The sequence below is a fragment of the Paraburkholderia sp. NPDC080076 genome (assembly GCF_050281145.1).
Classification (GTDB): Bacteria; Pseudomonadota; Gammaproteobacteria; order Burkholderiales; family Burkholderiaceae; genus Paraburkholderia.
The window spans coordinates 397,425-415,270 of record NZ_JBNNWQ010000001.1 but is presented as its reverse complement, the minus strand read 5'-3'; the positions used below and the strand labels follow the sequence as shown (position 1 = coordinate 415,270).

General features: G+C 64.1%; 16 protein-coding genes and 1 pseudogene. 7 read left to right on the top strand and 10 right to left on the bottom strand.

Annotated elements, in window-relative coordinates; genetic code table 11:
• The first annotated feature begins 101 nt into the window (after positions 1-101).
• The 3 genes from ACQKRQ_RS01865 (at position 102) to ACQKRQ_RS01855 (ending at position 4,321) form a co-directional block, all read left to right on the top strand.
• Entirely contained in the window at positions 102-1,442 is a 1,341-nt protein-coding gene (locus tag ACQKRQ_RS01865) for a glycerate kinase type-2 family protein (protein ID WP_427474827.1), read from the top strand.
• A 2-nt stretch (positions 1,443-1,444) separates the two neighbouring features.
• Positions 1,445-2,863: a pyruvate kinase gene (gene pyk, locus ACQKRQ_RS01860; RefSeq protein ID WP_427474826.1), complete on the top strand. Its 1,419-nt coding sequence runs from the start codon at positions 1,445-1,447 to the stop codon at positions 2,861-2,863.
• Positions 2,864-3,010: 147 nt separating this feature from the next.
• Complete coding sequence (locus tag ACQKRQ_RS01855; protein ID WP_427474825.1) at positions 3,011-4,321, top strand: MFS transporter; 1,311 nt, start codon at positions 3,011-3,013, stop codon at positions 4,319-4,321.
• Positions 4,322-4,330: 9 nt separating this feature from the next.
• Here ACQKRQ_RS01855 and ACQKRQ_RS01850 read toward each other — a convergent pair.
• Both ACQKRQ_RS01850 and ACQKRQ_RS01845 read right to left on the bottom strand, forming a co-directional pair.
• A pseudogene (locus tag ACQKRQ_RS01850) lies at positions 4,331-4,540 on the bottom strand (FCD domain-containing protein); the annotation flags it as partial.
• Positions 4,541-4,700: 160 nt separating this feature from the next.
• Complete coding sequence (locus ACQKRQ_RS01845; RefSeq protein ID WP_427474824.1) at positions 4,701-5,387, bottom strand: GntR family transcriptional regulator; 687 nt, start codon at positions 5,385-5,387, stop codon at positions 4,701-4,703.
• 219 nt (positions 5,388-5,606) lie between these two features.
• Between ACQKRQ_RS01845 and ACQKRQ_RS01840 the strand changes: the two genes are divergently transcribed.
• Both ACQKRQ_RS01840 and ACQKRQ_RS01835 read left to right on the top strand, forming a co-directional pair.
• The gene (locus ACQKRQ_RS01840) at positions 5,607-6,149 is read left to right on the top strand and encodes a DUF488 family protein (protein ID WP_427474823.1); all 543 of its coding nucleotides are present in this window, start codon (positions 5,607-5,609) and stop codon (positions 6,147-6,149) included.
• A gap of 45 nt (positions 6,150-6,194) precedes the next feature.
• Positions 6,195-6,809 (top strand): uracil-DNA glycosylase family protein, encoded by a 615-nt coding sequence (locus tag ACQKRQ_RS01835; protein ID WP_132378343.1) that lies wholly within the window; start codon positions 6,195-6,197, stop codon positions 6,807-6,809.
• A 36-nt stretch (positions 6,810-6,845) separates the two neighbouring features.
• Here ACQKRQ_RS01835 and ACQKRQ_RS01830 read toward each other — a convergent pair whose 3' ends face one another.
• The 6 genes from ACQKRQ_RS01830 to ACQKRQ_RS01805 form a co-directional block, all read right to left on the bottom strand.
• The gene (locus tag ACQKRQ_RS01830) at positions 6,846-7,535 is read right to left on the bottom strand and encodes a substrate-binding domain-containing protein (RefSeq protein WP_427474822.1); all 690 of its coding nucleotides are present in this window, start codon (positions 7,533-7,535) and stop codon (positions 6,846-6,848) included.
• A 14-nt stretch (positions 7,536-7,549) separates the two neighbouring features.
• Complete coding sequence (gene ligK, locus ACQKRQ_RS01825; RefSeq protein ID WP_427474821.1) at positions 7,550-8,233, bottom strand: 4-carboxy-4-hydroxy-2-oxoadipate aldolase/oxaloacetate decarboxylase; 684 nt, start codon at positions 8,231-8,233, stop codon at positions 7,550-7,552.
• A gap of 2 nt (positions 8,234-8,235) precedes the next feature.
• Positions 8,236-9,261, bottom strand: a complete 1,026-nt coding sequence (locus tag ACQKRQ_RS01820; protein WP_427474820.1) for an amidohydrolase family protein — start codon at positions 9,259-9,261, stop codon at positions 8,236-8,238.
• Between the two features lie 107 nt (positions 9,262-9,368).
• A complete protein-coding gene (locus ACQKRQ_RS01815; protein ID WP_427474819.1) occupies positions 9,369-10,457 on the bottom strand; it encodes a porin in 1,089 nt (362 codons plus the stop codon).
• 116 nt (positions 10,458-10,573) lie between these two features.
• Complete coding sequence (locus ACQKRQ_RS01810; RefSeq protein ID WP_408175289.1) at positions 10,574-11,875, bottom strand: dicarboxylate/amino acid:cation symporter; 1,302 nt, start codon at positions 11,873-11,875, stop codon at positions 10,574-10,576.
• A 171-nt stretch (positions 11,876-12,046) separates the two neighbouring features.
• Positions 12,047-12,910 (bottom strand): amidohydrolase family protein, encoded by an 864-nt coding sequence (locus ACQKRQ_RS01805; protein ID WP_408311791.1) that lies wholly within the window; start codon positions 12,908-12,910, stop codon positions 12,047-12,049.
• Between the two features lie 132 nt (positions 12,911-13,042).
• On the opposite strand from ACQKRQ_RS01805, the gene ACQKRQ_RS01800 reads away from it, so the two are divergent.
• Positions 13,043-13,966: a LysR family transcriptional regulator gene (locus tag ACQKRQ_RS01800; protein WP_132378357.1), complete on the top strand. Its 924-nt coding sequence runs from the start codon at positions 13,043-13,045 to the stop codon at positions 13,964-13,966.
• Between the two features lie 44 nt (positions 13,967-14,010).
• Here the strand turns inward: ACQKRQ_RS01800 and ACQKRQ_RS01795 are convergent, their stop codons facing one another.
• The gene (locus ACQKRQ_RS01795) at positions 14,011-15,522 is read right to left on the bottom strand and encodes a GMC family oxidoreductase (RefSeq protein ID WP_427474818.1); all 1,512 of its coding nucleotides are present in this window, start codon (positions 15,520-15,522) and stop codon (positions 14,011-14,013) included.
• Positions 15,523-15,577: 55 nt separating this feature from the next.
• Complete coding sequence (locus ACQKRQ_RS01790; protein ID WP_427474817.1) at positions 15,578-16,597, bottom strand: Gfo/Idh/MocA family protein; 1,020 nt, start codon at positions 16,595-16,597, stop codon at positions 15,578-15,580.
• Between the two features lie 175 nt (positions 16,598-16,772).
• Here ACQKRQ_RS01790 and ACQKRQ_RS01785 point away from each other — a divergent pair, with 175 nt between their 5' ends.
• Positions 16,773-17,636, top strand: a complete 864-nt coding sequence (locus tag ACQKRQ_RS01785) for a helix-turn-helix domain-containing protein (RefSeq protein ID WP_132378363.1) — start codon at positions 16,773-16,775, stop codon at positions 17,634-17,636.
• Positions 17,637-17,846 lie beyond the last annotated feature (210 nt).

Genomic DNA, 17,846 nt, shown 5'->3' with positions numbered 1-17,846 from the left:
GGCCGTGACCCGGCTCGTCCCGCGCACGGCAAATACGAGGTATCCGACACCATGTCCACTTCCTTCAAGCAAGGGCGGTCCCTTTCTGTGCGAGCACGCAAATGAAAACCGCCGCCCAACTCAAGCAGCCGGCCAGCCGCGATGCCACCAGCGAACTCGACGTCGACCGCTTGCTGCAGGACATGTTCGACGCCGCGATAGCAACGGCACAACCCGCGCTGCGTGTTCCCGATTTCCTTCCCGAGGCGCCGCGCGGCCGCACGATCGTCGTGGGCGCGGGCAAGGCGTCGGCGGCGATGGCAAGAGCGGTCGAAGATCACTGGACCGGCCGCCTCGAAGGTCTCATCGTCACACGCTACGGATACGCGGTGCCGTGCGAACACATCGAAATCGTCGAGGCCGCGCATCCCGTGCCGGACGAGAACGGCCTCGCGGCGGCCACTCGCATGCTGGAACTCGTCTCGGACCTGACCGCCGACGACCTCGTCATCTGCCTGATCTCAGGCGGCGGCTCCGCCCTGCTCCCGCTTCCCGCCGAAGGCCTGACGCTGCAGGACAAACAGGAAATCAACCAGGCACTGCTCGCGAGCGGTGCGACGATTTCCGAAATGAATTGCGTGCGCCGGCATCTCTCGGCGATCAAGGGCGGCCGGCTTGCGGCGGCCTGCCATCCGGCGCGCGTGGTCAACCTGATCATCTCGGACGTGCCCGCCGACGCCGCCAGCGACATCGCCTCCGGCCCGACCGTACCCGACACGACGACGTGCGCGGATGCGCTCGCGGTCTTGCGGCGCTATGAGATCTGCGCGTCGCCCGCGGCAATCGCATTGCTCGAAAACGGCAGTACGGAAACGCTGAAGCCTGACGATCCACATCTGCCCTGCATCAAGACCCATCTGATCGCGACGCCCCAACTCGCGCTCGAAGCCGCGGCGAGCCAGTCGCGCGCAGCCGGCATCGACGTCCACATTCTCAGCGACGCCATCGAAGGCGAAGCCCGCGACGTCGGCGCGGTCATGGCCGGCATTGCCAGACAGGTGAGCCGCCGCGGCCAGCCCTTCCAGGCGCCCTGCATTCTCCTCTCCGGCGGCGAAACGACCGTCACGATTCGCGGCGACGGCCGCGGCGGCCGTAATGTCGAATTCCTGCTGTCGCTCGGCGTCGCGCTGAATGGCGAGCCCGGCGTGTTCGCCATCGCGGGCGACACCGACGGCGTGGACGGCCAGGAAGAAATCGCCGGCGCACTGCTGCGGCCGGACACGTTGAAGCGGGCGCGCGAGCGCGGCATCCGTCCCGCCGAGCGACTCGAAAACAACGACGCGCACGGCTTTTTCCAGGCACTGGGCGACTCGGTCATCACCGGGCCGACACTGACCAACGTCAACGATTTTCGTGCCATTTTCATTGCCGCTCAGTACGGCGATCTTTCAGGGAGTCGATAAAGATGCGCCGCAACCGTAATGCCAAAATCGTCGCGACGCTGGGGCCGGCGAGCACCAGTCGCGACACCATCGAAGCGCTGTTCAACGCGGGGGCCGATGTGTTTCGGCTGAACTTCAGCCACGGCACACATGACGATCACCAACGACGTCTGAACATCATCCGCTCGATAGAAAAGGACGCCGGCCGCCCGGTCGGCGTACTGCTCGACCTGCAAGGGCCGAAGCTGCGGATCGGCACATTCGCGAACGGCCCGATCGTGCTGGAGAAAGGCGCCGCGTTTCGACTCGATCTCGACGCGCAAACGCCCGGCGGCGACACCCGTGTCTCGCTGCCGCATCCGGAAATCTTCGCGGCGCTCAAGCCACACACGAATCTGCTGCTCGACGATGGCCGGGTCCAGTTGCGGGTCGAACGCTGCGGTCCCGATTTCGCCGAAACGACGGTCGTCGTGGGCGGTCCACTGTCCGAGCGCAAGGGTGTCAACGTTCCGGACGTCGTTTTGCCGCTGTCCGCGATGACGGAAAAGGACCAGCGCGATCTCGAGTTCGGCATGACGCTGGGCATCGACTGGCTCGCGCTCTCTTTCGTGCAACGCGTCGAAGACATCATCGAGGTTCGCAAAATCGTCGGCGCTCGCGTCGGCATCGTGGCGAAGCTCGAAAAGCCGGCGGCGATCCAGAGCCTCGACGCGATCGTCGAGGAAGCGGATGCCGTGATGGTCGCGCGTGGCGATCTCGGCGTCGAGATGCCGGCCGAACAGGTGCCGGCGATCCAGAAGCGCATCGTCCGCGCATGCCGCAAGGCGGGCAAACCCGTCATCGTGGCGACGCAGATGCTCGAATCGATGGTCGCCGCGCCGGTGCCGACGCGCGCCGAAGCGTCGGATGTAGCCACCGCCATCTACGACGGCGCCGACGCCGTGATGCTGTCAGCGGAATCGGCAAGCGGCAAATACCCCGTGGAAGCCGTGCGAATGATGGACTCGATCATCTCGCAGACCGAACGCGATCCGTACTACCGCGAAGTCATCGCGGCATCGCACGCGGCACCCCGCGCGAATACGTCGGACGCGATCGGCTACGCGATGCGGCACGTCACCGGGCTGCTCGACGCGGTCGCAACCGTTGCCTACACGAGCTCCGGCTATTCCGCGCTGCGCATGGCGCGCGAGCGGCCCTGCGCGCCGATCGTCGGCATGACGCCGCAACAGGGCACGGCGCGCCGCCTCGCGCTGGTGTGGGGCGTCCATCCCGTGCTGTGCAAGGAGGTCGTCGACGCACTCGAAGTGAGCGACCTTGCCTGCGAGACCGTGCGCACCGAAGGGTTCGGCGAACCGGGACAAACGGTCGTCATCTCGGCCGGCATGCCGTTCGGCACGCCAGGCACCACCAACCTGCTGCGCATCGCGCAGATTCCCTGAGGCATCGCATGTGACTTTGGTCCACCACGTTTTAAAGGTGTAGACGCGCCGGACAAGACAAGAGCCGCACTCGACGGCCGCGGCGCGCACCGCACTCCCACTCCGTTTCTGAATAGAGCACTGCTCGATACCTCCCAGGAGGAGACAATGATTTCCGAACTCGAAAGCCGGGTTTCCCGCAAGCTCATGCTGCGGATCATCCCGTTTGTGATGCTGCTGTATTTCGTGAGCTTTCTCGACCGCGTCAACGTGGGTTTCGCCGCGCTCTCGATGAACAAGGCCATCGGCCTTTCGCCGACCGCGTTCGGTCTCGGCGGCGGCTTGTTCTTCATCGGCTACTTCCTGTTCGAAGTGCCGTCGAACCTGATTCTTCACAAGGTCGGCGCGCGCCGCTGGATTGCCCGCGTGATGGTGTCGTGGGGGATCGTCTCGTTCGCCTCGGCGTTCGTGGTCGGGCCGAACAGCTTCTACGCGCTGCGCTTTATTCTGGGTATCGCCGAAGCGGGCTTCTTCCCCGGCATCATCCTGTATCTGAGCCTGTGGTTCCCGTCGCGGCAACGCGCGGTCGCGGCGGCATGGTTCATGGCCGCCGCGCCGATCTCCACCGCAATCGGCTCGCCGCTGTCCGGCGCGATCATGAAGCTGCCTCCGATCGCAGGACTTGCCGATTGGCAGATGCTCTACATCCTCGAAGCGGTGCCCGCGATCATTCTCGGCTTCTTCGTGTTGAAGTATCTGACGGACACACCGGCGAAAGCGCAATGGCTTCAACCGGAAGAACGCGAATGGCTGGTCGCGAAGATGAAGATGGAAGCGGAGGCGAAGCAGTCCCATGCGGGCCACACCGCCGGCGCGCTGAGCGCCCTGCGCGACCCGCGTGTGCTAGCGCTCGCACTCATCTACTTCGGCACCTCGGCAGGGCTGTACACACTCGGCTTGTGGGCGCCGTTGATCATTCGCCAGTATGGCTTCGGGTCGTTCGAAACCGGTCTGCTGGCCGGCGTGCCGAGTGTCCTCGCGGTGGTGGCCATGATCCTGTGGGCGAAACACTCGGACCGTACCGAAGAGCGCACGTGGCACGTCGTCATTCCGTGCGTCGTGGCATGCCTCGGCTTCGTCTTCGCCGGTGGTGCGACGACGGCGCTGATGATCATTCTGGCGCTCGTGATCGTGAACATCGGCATCAGTGCGGCCAAGGCGCCGTTGTGGGCGATGCCCAGCATGTTCCTGTCAGGCGCCGGCGCGGCCGCGGGAATCGCGATGATCAACTCGGTCGGCAATCTGGGCGGCTTTGTGGGTCCGTTCGTGATCGGCTGGCTCAAGAACGTGACGGGGGGATACTCAGCGGGCCTGTACGTAGTGGGCGCCACGCTGGCCGTGTCCGCCGTCGTCACGCTGATGCTGAGCCGGCAATCGAAACAGACGGCGGTCGCGGTCGAAGAGCGGCACGGGCACTGAGCTCATCCATCAAACCGACGTCCCGCCAACCGCCTGCTGCAGTAATTCCGCCGCAATATCAGCGACCCGGGCCACATGAGCGGTGGCCGCATCGCGCGCTCGCTGTGCGTCGCGGGCGCGGATCGCATCGAGAATGCGGTTCATCTCCTCCACGGCCTGGCGGCCGCGGTCGTCGGAGGCGATTGTCATCGCGCGCAAACGGTTGATCCGCGCATTGAGCTTCAGGCATGTTTTCGGCAATGGAGGGACAAGCGTGTTCGCTTGTGCGGCGCAACATGCCTACGCCGGATTTGTCATGGAGAACGCTTTGCCGGCGGAATCTGCTAAGCAAAAGGCCCGCCGATTGGCGGGCCTTTGTGTGAACGGCGTGGAATGTGGCTCAGGCGTCGCCCGTGGGCTCGCCTGGCTGCGCGAGCGTGCTCAGCGCCAGTTCGGCGGTCCGCTTGATGTGCGCGGCCGACGCGGCCGACGCCGCATCGCCGTCACGCCGCTCGATCGCGTCGAGCAGCTTGTTCATCTCGCGATTGGACTCGCCGCCGCGCCCCGGCGTGGCAATGGTCAGCGCGCGCAAGCGGTTGATGCGCGCGTTCAGCGTTTTGACGACAGCGAGCGATACGCGCTTTTGCGCGCCCTCGAACATCGCTTCGTAGAAACGCTCCGTGTAGTCGAGCACGCGTGGCAGGTCCTGCTTCGCGAACGCGTCTTCGATCACCGCGCGAATCTCGCGCAACTGCCGCAAGAGTTCGGGCGTCGATTGCTCGGCGCACGCGCGCGCGGCATTGGCTTCGAGCAGCCCGCGCAGCTCGTAGATTTCGCCCACCTGTTCAGGGTCGAGCCGCGCAACGATCGGCCCTTGCCGCGCGACGATCTCGACCAGCCCTTCCGTCTCCAGATGCCGCAGCACTTCGCGCACGACGGTGCGGCTCACCCCGAGTTCGTCGCACAGCGTGCGTTCGACGAGCCGCGCGCCTGGCCGGAAATACCCTTGCACTATCGCGCCGCGTAGCTTGTCCAGCGTGAGTTCGCGCAGGGTCTTGGCATTGCGGTCGATTCTGAGGTCTGACATGGGCGGCAAAAGAGAAATGGACGATGGCTGTGCCGCGTACTCGATACGCCGAGGCACGCGGACTGGAATGCCATATTATCGTTCATCTCGTCTTCATGCCTATCGGGCAGGCTTTGCCGCCGCGGATTGCAAAACCTCCGAGCGCGGCGGATGGTTGACCTTTAGATACCCAGGCTGTACACATCACAAAATGGACGCCACGGTTTCGGAGAGGCATCGATGAGCCGCCCTTTTTTCACGATTGGTCATTCCAACCGTCCACTGCCCGAATTCATGGGTCTGCTGAGAGAGGCGGAGATCGCGACGCTGATCGACGTGCGCAGCATTCCGCGCTCGCGAACCAATCCACAGTTCAATCGAGACACGTTACCGGATGCACTCGCGCCGGAGCACATCGATTACGTGCATCTTGCCGAACTGGGTGGACGCCGCAGCAGGCGCAAAGACGAAGCGCCGTCGCTCAATGCGTACTGGACCCATCCAGCGTTCCGCAATTATGCGGACTATGCGATGAGCGACGTTTTCCGCGCGGGTCTGACGCAGCTTCTCGCGCTCGGCCATCGGCACCGCTGCGCGATCATGTGCGCGGAGGCGGTCTGGTGGCGCTGCCACAGGCGTATCATTACGGACTACCTGCTGCTGCACGACGAAACCGTGCTGCACATCATGGACGCGCGTCACACAACCATCGCGACGATGACACCGGGCGCGCAACCTCAACCCGACGGCACGTTGATCTATCCGGCTCAAACCACGACCTGAGCCGGCACACGACTCGGCTGCCCGTCAGCTGTACTGCCCGACTGCATGACTGTCTCTACGAAACCCACATCGCTCGATATCCTGCTGCGCGAGATTCGCGCCTGCACACTCTGCTCGTCCGTGCTGCCGCACGCCCCGCGGCCGGTGCTGGCGGCATCCGAGCAGGCGCGCATTCTGATCATCGGCCAGGCGCCGGGCGCGCGGGTGCATGCGTCCGGCGTTCCATGGAGCGACGCGAGCGGTGCGCGGTTGCGCACGTGGCTCGGCGTCGACGACACCACGTTCTACGACGGTTCGAAATTCGCCGTCGTGCCCATCGGCTTCTGTTTTCCAGGCCGGGGCCCGAGCGGAGATTTGCCGCCACGGCCCGAGTGTGCCGAGCGCTGGCACAAGGAGTTGCTCGGGCACATGTCGTCGGTCCAGCTCACGCTGCTGGTCGGGCAATACGCGCAGCGATTCGGACTGGGCAAGGCGTTCGGGCCGACCTTGACGGACACGCTCGTCCGGTGGCGCGAATTCGGCCCACAGGTCATGCCGCTGCCGCACCCGTCGCCGCGCAACATTGCCTGGTTCAAACGCAATCCGTGGTTCGACGCGAGCGTTTTGCCGACGTTGCGCGAGCGTGTCGCGGCGGCATTGGCGACTCCTCGCGCGGCCTGACATCCGACGGCCGTCGGTTAGTGTTGGTTACCCCCGTCATGCCGGCTCCATGCCGTGACGAAGCTTGGCGAAGCGTGCCTCAGAGGATGCCAGAAACGAGAGCACTGCCTTAGCGGCATCGCTCTGTCTGGATGCGGTGCATATGGCAGCCGCAAAGACCGTGACGATCTGGACTTCAGTAGGCAACGAGCCGATGACATCGATTCCCGGCAGATGCATTAATTCGCTCAACTGCTGAAAACCCAACTCGACTTCCCCGCGTGCAACCAGCGCGCCGACCGGAACACCGGGCGGGGCCTGCACGACGCGTAGGGCGATGGTTTCCGCAATGCCCCAGCGCTCGAACAAATGACTCAGGTGCGAACCGCTCGGGCCCGTCGAATAGCCGATACTGCGCGCCGCCAGAATCGTTTCTCGCAGCGCGGCCTCAGTGCCGACATCGGGCCGCGGTGCGCCGGCTGCCACTGCGATTGCCACCCCCGAACGGGCCACGTCGACCCGGCTGCCCGAAACGACATGGCCGGCGGTCTCCAGCCGATCAATCACATCGGCAGCGAGTACGACAAAGTCGAACCTGTCGCCGTTCTCGACGCGACGGGCGGCATCGACACCGCCAACAGACCTGACGACCACAGGCTGCCCCGTTAGTCGCTCATAGTCCTGGACCAATTCGGCGAGCACCTGGCGCGTGGCCATCGACGAGATGCCAGTGATCTGCTCACTCATGGTTTCTCTGCCTCTCAATCGATGTAGCGCAGCCCAGCCTGTTTTAGCGGCTCGCGCATGCTGTACATATCGAGGCCGAGCACACCCGAAGCCAGCTTCGCACGCTTCTCGCCTTCGTTGGCTTCGCGCGCCGCCGCCTTGTCGAGCACCTTCCGCGCCGACGCAGCGGGGACCACCACCACGCCGTCTTCATCCGCGACGACGACATCGCCCGGATTCACCAGCGCCCCGGCGCACACCACCGGAATGTTCACCGAACCAAGCGTCGCCTTGACCGTCCCTTTGGCCGAGATCGCCTTGCTCCACACCGGGAATTTCATCTCCGCCAGCACGCTCACGTCGCGTACACCGGCGTCGATGATGAGACCCTGCGCGCCGCGCGCCTTGAAGCTCGTCGCCAGCAGGTCGCCGAAATAACCGTCCGTGCAGTCCGCCGTGACACCGGCAATGACGATATCGCCCGGCTGGATCTGTTCCGCCGCGACGTGCAGCATCCAGTTGTCGCCCGGTTGCAGCAGCACCGTGACGGCCGTGCCGTGGGCGCGCGCGCCGGCATAGATCGGACGCATATAAGGCTTCAGCAGACCGACCCGGCCCATTGCCTCGTGCACGGTGGCGGTTCCAAGCGCCCCGAGCTTCGCGGCGACGTCGCCATCTGCCCGCTGGATGTTGCGATACACCACACCTAGTTCATACATGATCAATGTCCCTTCGTCTTCAATGCCGCATCGAGGCGCGGATAGACGCGGCGTGCATTACCTTCGTAAATCCTGTAGCGCTCGTCCGCATCGATATGCGCGGCCTCGATGTAGCGTCTCGTGTCGTCGAAATAATTACCCGTCTCCGGATCGATACCGCGCACGGCGCCGATCATCTCGCTTGCAAACAGGATGTTGTCCACCGGAATCACGCGCGTGAGCAGGTCTATGCCCGGCTGGTGATACACACACGTGTCGAAGAACACGTTGTTGAGCAGATGGTCTTTCAGCAAGGGCTTCTTCAGTTCCTGCGCGAGTCCGCGAAAGCGTCCCCAGTGATAGGGCACCGCGCCGCCGCCGTGCGGAATCACGAACCGCAGCGTGGGGAAATCGCGGAACAGGTCCGACGTGAGGCACTGCATGAACGCGGTGGTATCGGCGTTCAGGTAATGCGCGCCTGTCGTGTGGAAGCACGCATTGCAGCTCGTGCTCACGTGGACCATCGCGGGGATGTCGTACTCGACCATCTTCTCGTAGATCGGATACCAGTAGCGATCGGACAGCGGCGGGCTGGTCCAGTGACCGCCCGACGGATCCGGGTTGAGATTGATCGCCACGTTGCCGTACTGCTCGACGCATTTGACGAGTTCCGTAATGCAGGTGGCGACATCCACGCCGGGGCTTTGCGGAAGCATCGCGGCCGGGATGAAATGATCGGGGAACAGCTGGCTCACACGGAAGCACAACTCGTTGCAGATCGCCGCCCACGTACTGGAAACCTGAAAATCGCCGATGTGATGCGCCATGAAACTCGCGCGCGGACTGAAGATGGTGAGGTCGAGCCCGCGCTCGCGCATCAACCGCAACTGGTTGCTCTCGATCGATTCGCGCAACTCGTCGTCGCTGATCTGCAACTCGGAGACCCTGGGCATTTCGGAAGGATTGTTGATGCCCGCGATCTGGCGGTTGCGCCACTGCTCCAGCGCCTTGGGCGCCGTCGTGTAGTGGCCGTGAATATCGATGATCATCGTAGCTCCGAATAACTAAGTAAATTAACAGCGCAATGGCTCAGTTCAACTGCCATGCGCCGCTGACTTCGCTAACGAGCCTTATTCGGCCGCGCAGTCGCCTCGCTTCAAAACGTATGCTGCATGCCGACACCGTATGTACTTCCGGACGGATTGGCGGTCAGCTTGTCGTAGGAATACACCGCATACACATACGTGCGTTTGGACAAAATATGGTCATAGGCAATGGAGCCGGTATTGCGCACGTTGCTATGGTTCGACGGCGCGCTGTGTTTCGTGCGCGCCCATTCGGCGAGGATCAGGTTCGACGGAGTCAACGGTACGGAAACCCCCAGCTCATACGTATGTGAGCCGGTCTCGACGTCGTTGTTGCTTGTCATCTGCGCGGCCCCGTAGAGCTTGACGAGCTTTGCATCGTACGCAGCGCCTGCGAGATAGAGATATTGACCGCTCGACGGCGCGACCGCCGCCGTTCGTACGCGCTGCGCCGAGAACACCGCCGTGAGCGGCCCGTTCGCATAGGTCAGATGCAAACCGATGTTGTCCTTCCCCTGTTGACCCGTGGTAGTGCTCACGCCGTAGATCACGGTGCCCGTGAGACCGCCGTAGTTGGGCGAAGCGTACTCGACGGCGTTTTGCCAGACCGTGTCGCCGATCTGCGTATTGTTGTAGCTCGCGGTGTACGACTGCACGATCAACGGCGAAAACACCACGGACGAACCGAACGGGTTGACGAGTTGCTGGTTGTAATACGTCGGATTGGTCTGCTCCCCCACTTTGAACGAGCCATAGGCGCCAGTCAGGCCGACATAGGCATTGCGCGAAAACAAACCATCCGTGGTGTTGCGTCCCATCTGCCCGGTGTTCGGTCTGAAAAAACTCTCGAGAACGAAGATCACCGCATTGCCGCCACCGAGGTCTTCGCGACCGCGCATGCCCCAGAACGATGTCGTCATTCCGCCGCCGCCTAGCTGCACCGTGCTCGCACGCGTCGTGCTCAGTTTTGAACTGTCGATATACATGCCGATGAGTCCATATAGCTGAACGGAAGACGATGGAGTCGCCGCTGCACCCGCTGTCGCCGATGAATCGTCTGCGTGCGCGACACCGACACCGCCTGCCGCGAACAATGCCGTTGCCACGCACGCAGCGTTGAAATCCGCTCGCCCGAGCAATCCTTTTTTATTCACTGACATCTTGCTTTCGCCTCCAAACCAGTTTGTTTTTTTTCGCGCGAACGCCTCCCGCTGCGTGCGCGAGTAGCGCACGCAGACAGCGAAACACACGAGGGATTTTGTTTGCAGCTAACCGGTCATTCGGTGTAGCGGCGCGACATTTCGGCGCTCAGTTTCGAGCGGTCGAGCTCGTGCTCCCATGCCGACACCACCAGCGTGGCGACACCGTTGCCGATGGTGTTGGCGATTGCGAGCCCCGTTCCCATGAAGCGGTGAATGCCGAGGATCAGAACCATCCCCGACACCGGGATGATCGGGAAGACCAGCAGCGTCGAGGTCAGCATCACGAAGGCCGCGCCGGCCACGCCGCTCGCGCCCTTCGACGTCAGCATCGCCACGCCCACGAGCGTGAGTTCCTGCGTCAGGCTGAGCTCGATGTTGAATGCCTGCGCGATGAACAACACGGCCATCGTCAGATAGATGTTGGTGCCGTCGAGATTGAACGAATAGCCGGCCGGAATCACGAGACCCACCACCGACTTCGAGCAGCCGAGCCGTTCGAGTTTTTCGAGCATCTGCGGCAGCGCGGCCTCGGACGAACTCGTGCCGAGCACGATCAGGATTTCCTCGCGGATATAGCTCAGAAAACGCAAGATGCTGAAACCGAGCAAGCGCGAAATCACGCCGAGCACCACCAGCACGAAGAAGGCGAGTGTCACGTAGAACGCGCCGATCAGCTTGAGCAAAGGCACGACCGCGCCAATGCCATAGGTGCCGATCGTGAACGCGATCGATCCGAACGCGCCGATCGCCGCGACCTTCATGATGATATGAACGATGCCGAAGAACGTCTGCGCAAACCGGTCGATCATGCGAACCAGCGGCCGGCCGTATTCGCCCGTAGCCGCGAGCGCGGCGCCGAACAGCACGGAGACAAGCAGAATCTGCAGCACATTGCCGCTCGAGAACGCGCTGGACACGGTGTCGGGAATGATGTGCATCAGAAAGTCGACCGTGTTCTGTTCGTGCGCGGCAGTCGTGTATCCGGCGAGCGCCTTGGTATCGATCGTCGCGGGATTCAGATTGAAGCCGCTGCCGGGACGAAACAGATGTCCGGCCACGAGGCCGATCACGAGCGACAGCGTCGATACGACTTCGAAGTACAGCAGCGCCTTGCCGCCCACGCGCCCGACTTTCTTGATATCGCCCATGCCCGCAATGCCGGTGACGACCGTGCAGAAGATGATCGGGCCGATCACCATCTTGACCAGCTTGATGAACGCGTCGCCGAGCGGCTTCATCTGCACGGCGAGCGACGGTGCGAAATGACCCAGCAGCACGCCGAGAAAGATTGCGAGTAGCACGTGAAAATACAGCGCGCGATAGAAGGGTTTCTTCGCGCTGCGCGCGGGCGATGTCATGACGGCGCTATCGTTCATGACGCCGCTCGCAAATGAGCCGCAAGGGCCGGGTGGCAATGCATATCGATCATGGTTGTCTCCTGATTGGAATGGTGGGCGGAAAGCCGGTCATTGCCGGACTTCCGCCTGGCTGCCATTCTGGATGTGGCAGTTCAAACGTGAGGGCAGCGGGTCAAGCGAACCGATCGCTCAGAATCCGTAAAGCCGTGCCGGGTTCGTGACGAGCAATTGTTCGCGCAGCGCCGCGTCCGGACAGAAGCGGAACAGCAGATCGACCAGTTCGCCGTCGTTCGGCATGTCCTTGCTGATGTTCGGATGCGGCCAGTCGGTACCCCACAGCACGCGGTCGGGGGCCGCTTCGATCAGCGCGTGCGCGAACGGAATCGCATCGTCGAACGGACGGCGGCCCGCGGACACGCGCTCGGCGCCGCACACTTTGACCCATGCGAGCGGATTGCGCATCAGTTCCAGAAGCTGGCGGAACGGTTGCTGATCGACACCGGCTTCGGCGCGTACGCGGCCCATGTGATCGATCACGAACGGCACCTTGATGCGCGCGATCCGCTCGGCGTATTGCAGGATGTCCTGCGCGTCCAGATGCAGCACGACGTGCCAGCCAAGGCCCTCGATACGCTCGAGCACCCGGTCGAATACGTCGAGATCGGGCGCGCCGCCCAGATGCGCGACGAAATTGAAGCGCACGCCGCGCACGCCGCGCGCGTCGAGATCGGCCAATTGTTGGTCAGTCACGTCGCCGTCGACGATCGCGACGCCGCGATAGCGTCCATTGCCGCGCGCAATGGCGTCCAGCATCGCCGTATTGTCGGTGCCGTGGCAGCTCGCCTGCACGATCACGCCGCGGCTCGCGCCGAGAAAATCATGCAGCGCGACGAGGCGCTCGAACGGGGCGTCGGGCGGCGTATAGCTGCGATCCGGCGCATAGGGAAATCGATCTGCGGGGCCGAACACGTGGCAGTGCGCGTCGCACGCGCCGACCGGAAGGTGCTGAGCGGGTCGAACGGGATGGGGATCGGGAGGCAAGCAGGATTTCATGGAACGTCGTCTCGATGTCATGCCGCGTGGCGCGGCTTTGTACGGGTTGGATGCATTGTGGCGGCGATGATGGATGGGTACAATCGCCATATTGAACTAGCTGATATGTGAATTTCACATGACTGGCCGACAATGGACCTGAAGCAGCTCGAGGCATTCGTTCACGTCGCTGAACTCGGCAGCTTTACACGTGCCGCGATTACGCTGGACACGAACCAGCCCGCCTTGAGCCGGCTCGTGCGCCATCTGGAAGTGGAATTGCGCCATACGCTGCTCGAGCGCACCGGCCGCGGCGTGACCTTGACGCCGGCCGGCCAGCGCATGCTCGCGCATGCGAAAGGTATCCTGCAGCAGGTGCAGCGCGCCTCACAGGATCTGGACGAGTTGCACGGCGCAGTCGGCGGTCATTTCGGCATCGGCATTACCCCCAGCTTCGCCAGGGTCGCCACGCCTGAACTCGTGCGTGACTTTCGTTCGTCGTTTCCCGGCGCGACGATCTCGGTTGCTCAAGGCTTGTCCACCTATCTGATCGAATGGCTGATGATGGGCCGCATCGACGTCGCGGTCCTGTACGACACCTTCGATACGCCGTTGATCGACAAGCGAACCATCTTTACTGAAGAGCTGTTTCTGATCGGCCCGGACACCGGCGATGCACTTACGGAGGCAGCGCGCGAGCCCACGACAACGATTACGCTGCGCGAAATCGTGCGCTATCCGCTGGTCATCCCCGGCCGCATGCACGCGATCAGACGGATGGTCGAGGCGGCCGCCGCGGAACAGGGCGTCAGATTGCGGATTGAACTGGAGGTGGATGCGGTGACTTCGATTCTCGATCTGGTCAGCGAGGGCATCGGGTATGCGGTGCTGTCGCTCAATGCGACCACGAGCGATGTTCTCAAGCGGCGCTTCCAGGTGATCCGTATTACCGAGCCGACGCTTTTCAGTCGGCTTGCGATCGCGACCAGCAGCAAGCACACGCTGTCACAACTTGCCGTCCAGTCGATCGCCATGCTCGAATCGAAAATTTTGCCTCTCTACGGGAATGCGGCCTGACTGCGCGTTTGTGTCTGCATCGCCATCAATTTGTTTGTGCACGCCTAGAACGTTCCCAGCCGCTCGCGCAGATACTGACCGGTCCGCAGCGCCTGCGCGGCGATAGTTAGCGCCGGATTGAGCGCCGCCGACGACGGAAAGAACGAAGCGTCGACGACGAACAGATTCGGGTGATCGAATGCGCGGCACCAGGGATCGAGCGGCGCGAGTGCGGGATCGTCGCCGAAGCGCACGGTCCCGCACTGATGCGACGGCGTATCGATCCCGAACGGCCGGCTCAGCACCGCGCGCATCCCGATCTGCCGCAGCAACCGCTTGCTGCGCTCGACAAAGCGCGCGTGCGGGGCCATGTTGGTGCGTTTCCAGTGCAACTCGACGCGCCCGTCGGCCAGTGGCCGCACGAAGCTGTCGGGATGCGGCAGATCCTCCGACATCGCGAGCCAGTCGACGCTGTGACGCGCGAGCCACGCGGCGCCCCAGCGCGGCAGCGACGGCCGCGCGGCGCGGATCATCGGTTCGCTGATGTTGCCGAGCATCTGCAGATTGCCGAGCGGCGCACGATCGTCGTCGCAACCGAAGTAGAAGTCGTTGAGCGAGAGCGTCTTCGTGAAGCGCGTGTCGTTGACGGTCCACGGCAAGAGGCCCATCAATGCGGTTGTGTTGTGGTTCATGTAATTGCGCCCCACCATGCCCGACGAATTCGCAAGGCCGTTCGGATGCCACGCGTTCGCCGAGCGCAGCAGCAGCAAAGCCGAATTGATCGCGCCAGCGCTGAGTATGAAGAGCGGTGCGCGCACGACGCGCGGCTCGCCGCCGACGTCGAGCTCGATGCCGACGATCCGCTTGCCCGCGTCGTCCGTGACGAGACGCGTCGCACGTGCGCCGGTCAGCAGTGTGACGTTCGGATCGCGTAACGCCGGATCGATCAGGCAGCGCTCCGCGTCGCCTTTCGCATCGACACGGCACGGAAACGCGTCGCAGGTGCCGCAGCGCACGCACGCGCCGCCTGGCCGCAGGTCGATCGCCGAGGGCATGTGGAACGGCCGCAGCCCGGCCTGCGTCAGTCGCTCGGCGAACTGGCCGATCAGCGGCTCGTGCGGGATCGGTGGAAACGGATACGCGGACGAGCGCGCCGGCTCGGTCGGATCGTCGCCGTGGCGGCCGTGCACACCGAAGAGGCGCTCGGCCTCGGCGTAATACGGCTCAAGATCGGCATAGCGGATCGGCCAGGCGGGAGAGATGCCGTCCTCGTGCTCGGCCGCCTCGAAATCGCGTTCGCGGAAGCGGAACATCGCCGTGCCGTAGAACTTCGTGTGCCCGCCGACGAAGTAGTACTGGCCCGGGCTGAACGGCCGGCCCGTCCCGTCGACCCACGTTTCGCGCGCGCGATAACGGCGTTCGACGAACACGGCCTCCGGATCCGTATTCTGCGGCTCGCGCGCCAGCCGTTCGCCGCGCTCGACGATCAGCACGCGCGCGCCCGTGCCCGCGAGGCTCAGCGCGACCGCCCCGCCGCCGACACCCGAGCCGACGATCACCACGTCGTAGTCCCTCATCGCGCGTTGCCCTCACACCCGGTGTTCGAATCCGCTCCGGTCATCGACGCCCCCTTCAGAGCCCGGCCTGCACACGCGTGCGCTCACCGCTTCGCACCGCTTGCCGCACCGCGAGCGCGGCGGCGAGCGAGCGCACACCATCCTCGCCGGTCGCAGCCGGCTGCTCCACGCCGCGGCTCATCACCGCCGCATTGAACCGCGCGAGCGAGCGTTCGTAGAGATTGTGATGAACGACGGGCACGGTGCGCTCACCGGTCGCGTCGCGCACGATCACTTCGCCGACCGGGCGTTGCGTCATCACGTCGCGGCCGATCAGTGAGCCGGCGGTGCCGTGGATCTCGATGCCGGTGCCCGCGTATGCGACCGTGAACGCGTCGTGCAGTTGAACGAGCACGTCGTTGTCGAAGCGCAGCACGGCCATCACGCCGTCGTCGACGCCTTCGGACGCAAGCGATGGCGGCGGCGTCATCGCGACCGCCTCGACCGGCTCCGCGTCGAGGATGAACCGCAGCGTATCGACGTCGTGCACGGTGATGTCGAGAATCACGCCCGCGCCCGCGGACGGTTGCGCGATCCGCCAGCCCTGCAGATGCTCGGGCAGATGCACCGCATGGAACACGCGCGCGTAGAGCGGCCGGCCGATCGCGCCGTCGCGCACGAGTTGCCGAAGCGCGAGATGCGTCGCGGCGTTGCGCAGATGATGGTTCGTGCCGAGCACGACGCCAGCGCGCCGGCAGGCGTCGACGATTGCGTGCGCGTCGTCGAGCGTCATCGCGAGCGGCTTCTCGCAGAGCACGTGCTTGCCCGCGTTGGCCGCCGCGATCGCCTGCGTCGCATGAAGCTCGTTGGTCGTGCTGATATACACGGCGTCGATGCCGGGATCGGCGAGCAGCGCGTCGAGCGACGTGCAGCTCTTCGCGATCCCGTGCTTCGCCGCATAGGCTTCGCCGCGTGCGCGATCGCCGCTCAGCACCGCCGCCACCGCATTGCCTGGCTGCGCGCGGATCGCGTCGATCATCCATTCATGCGCGATCGTGCTCGCGCCGATCAGTCCCCACCGCAGTTCGTGTCCCATCGTGTCTCCCGGTCCGTGCGGCCCACCGTGGGCCCGCGTCGCATGCTGGATAGAGATTAGCGACGTAACGCGCGCAGCGGTATTGCAGAGACCGCTAGTTTTGGCACAATTGCCGCATCGCGACCGCGTCAGGCCGCACGATTGGCATCATCGCCACGTTCCGAGGGCTTCGGTCATGCGTCCCTTATTCGAACAGGTCAACATTCCGCTCGATCAGTCATGGACGCTATTTGACCGCCGGTTGCCCGCGTTTCCGTTCAACTGGCACTACCACCCCGAGTTCGAACTGACGCTGACGCTCAATAGCGTCGGCGAGCGCTTTGTCGGCGATCACATCGAGCATTACGGCGACGGCGATCTCGTGCTCGTCGGACCGAACCTGCCGCACGCGTGGCAGTCGCGCGAGCGCCTGCGCGACGACGCGCCGCATCGCGCGCTCGTCGCGTGGTTCACGCAGGCATGGGTCGACACGCTGCACACCCACTATGTCGAGTTCGCGCCGCTGCGCGCGTTGCTCGCCGAATCCGTGCGCGGGCTCGCGTTTTCAGCTGACGTCCGCGCGCAGGCCGCGCAGCGCCTTCTCGCGCTCTGCGACGCGCCGCCGGCCGCGCGCTGGCTCGGACTCGTCGAGGTGCTGCTGCAGCTCGCCTCGGATACGCAGCGCCGCTCGCTCGCGCTGCAGGGTTTCCTGCCCGTCGACAATCCGCGCGACCGCGCGCGGCTCGAGCGCGTGATGTCGTTTCTGAACGCACACTATGCGGAGCCGATCCGGCTCGCGACGCTCGCCGAACTCGCGGCGATGAGCGAAAGCCAGCTGCAACGCTTCTTCAAGCGCTGCACGCGGATGACGATCAGCGACTACCTGAACCAGTTGCGGATCGGGCGCGCATGCGCGCTGCTGATGCAGCCCGATCGGCCGATCGGACAGATCGCGGCCGAACTCGGCTACGGACAGGCCAGCTACTTCACGCGGCAGTTCCGCGCGACGAAGGGCATGACGCCGATGGCGTTCCGGCGCAAGTACGAAACGCGGGAGTGATGCGTAAGCAGACAACCGTCGCCGATGCGGACGGGAATGCCGCGACATAGGAACGCCGCGAGTCCGGTCGAATTTCCGTCAGCCGCCACTATCGAGTTCGCCTCCGGTTCACGCGCTTAAACTCGGTCCCGATAGACTTCTGAAATCAACTGCGTCACCTGCATCACCTGCATCACCTGCGTCCAGAACCATTGCACGCCGGGGTTATAG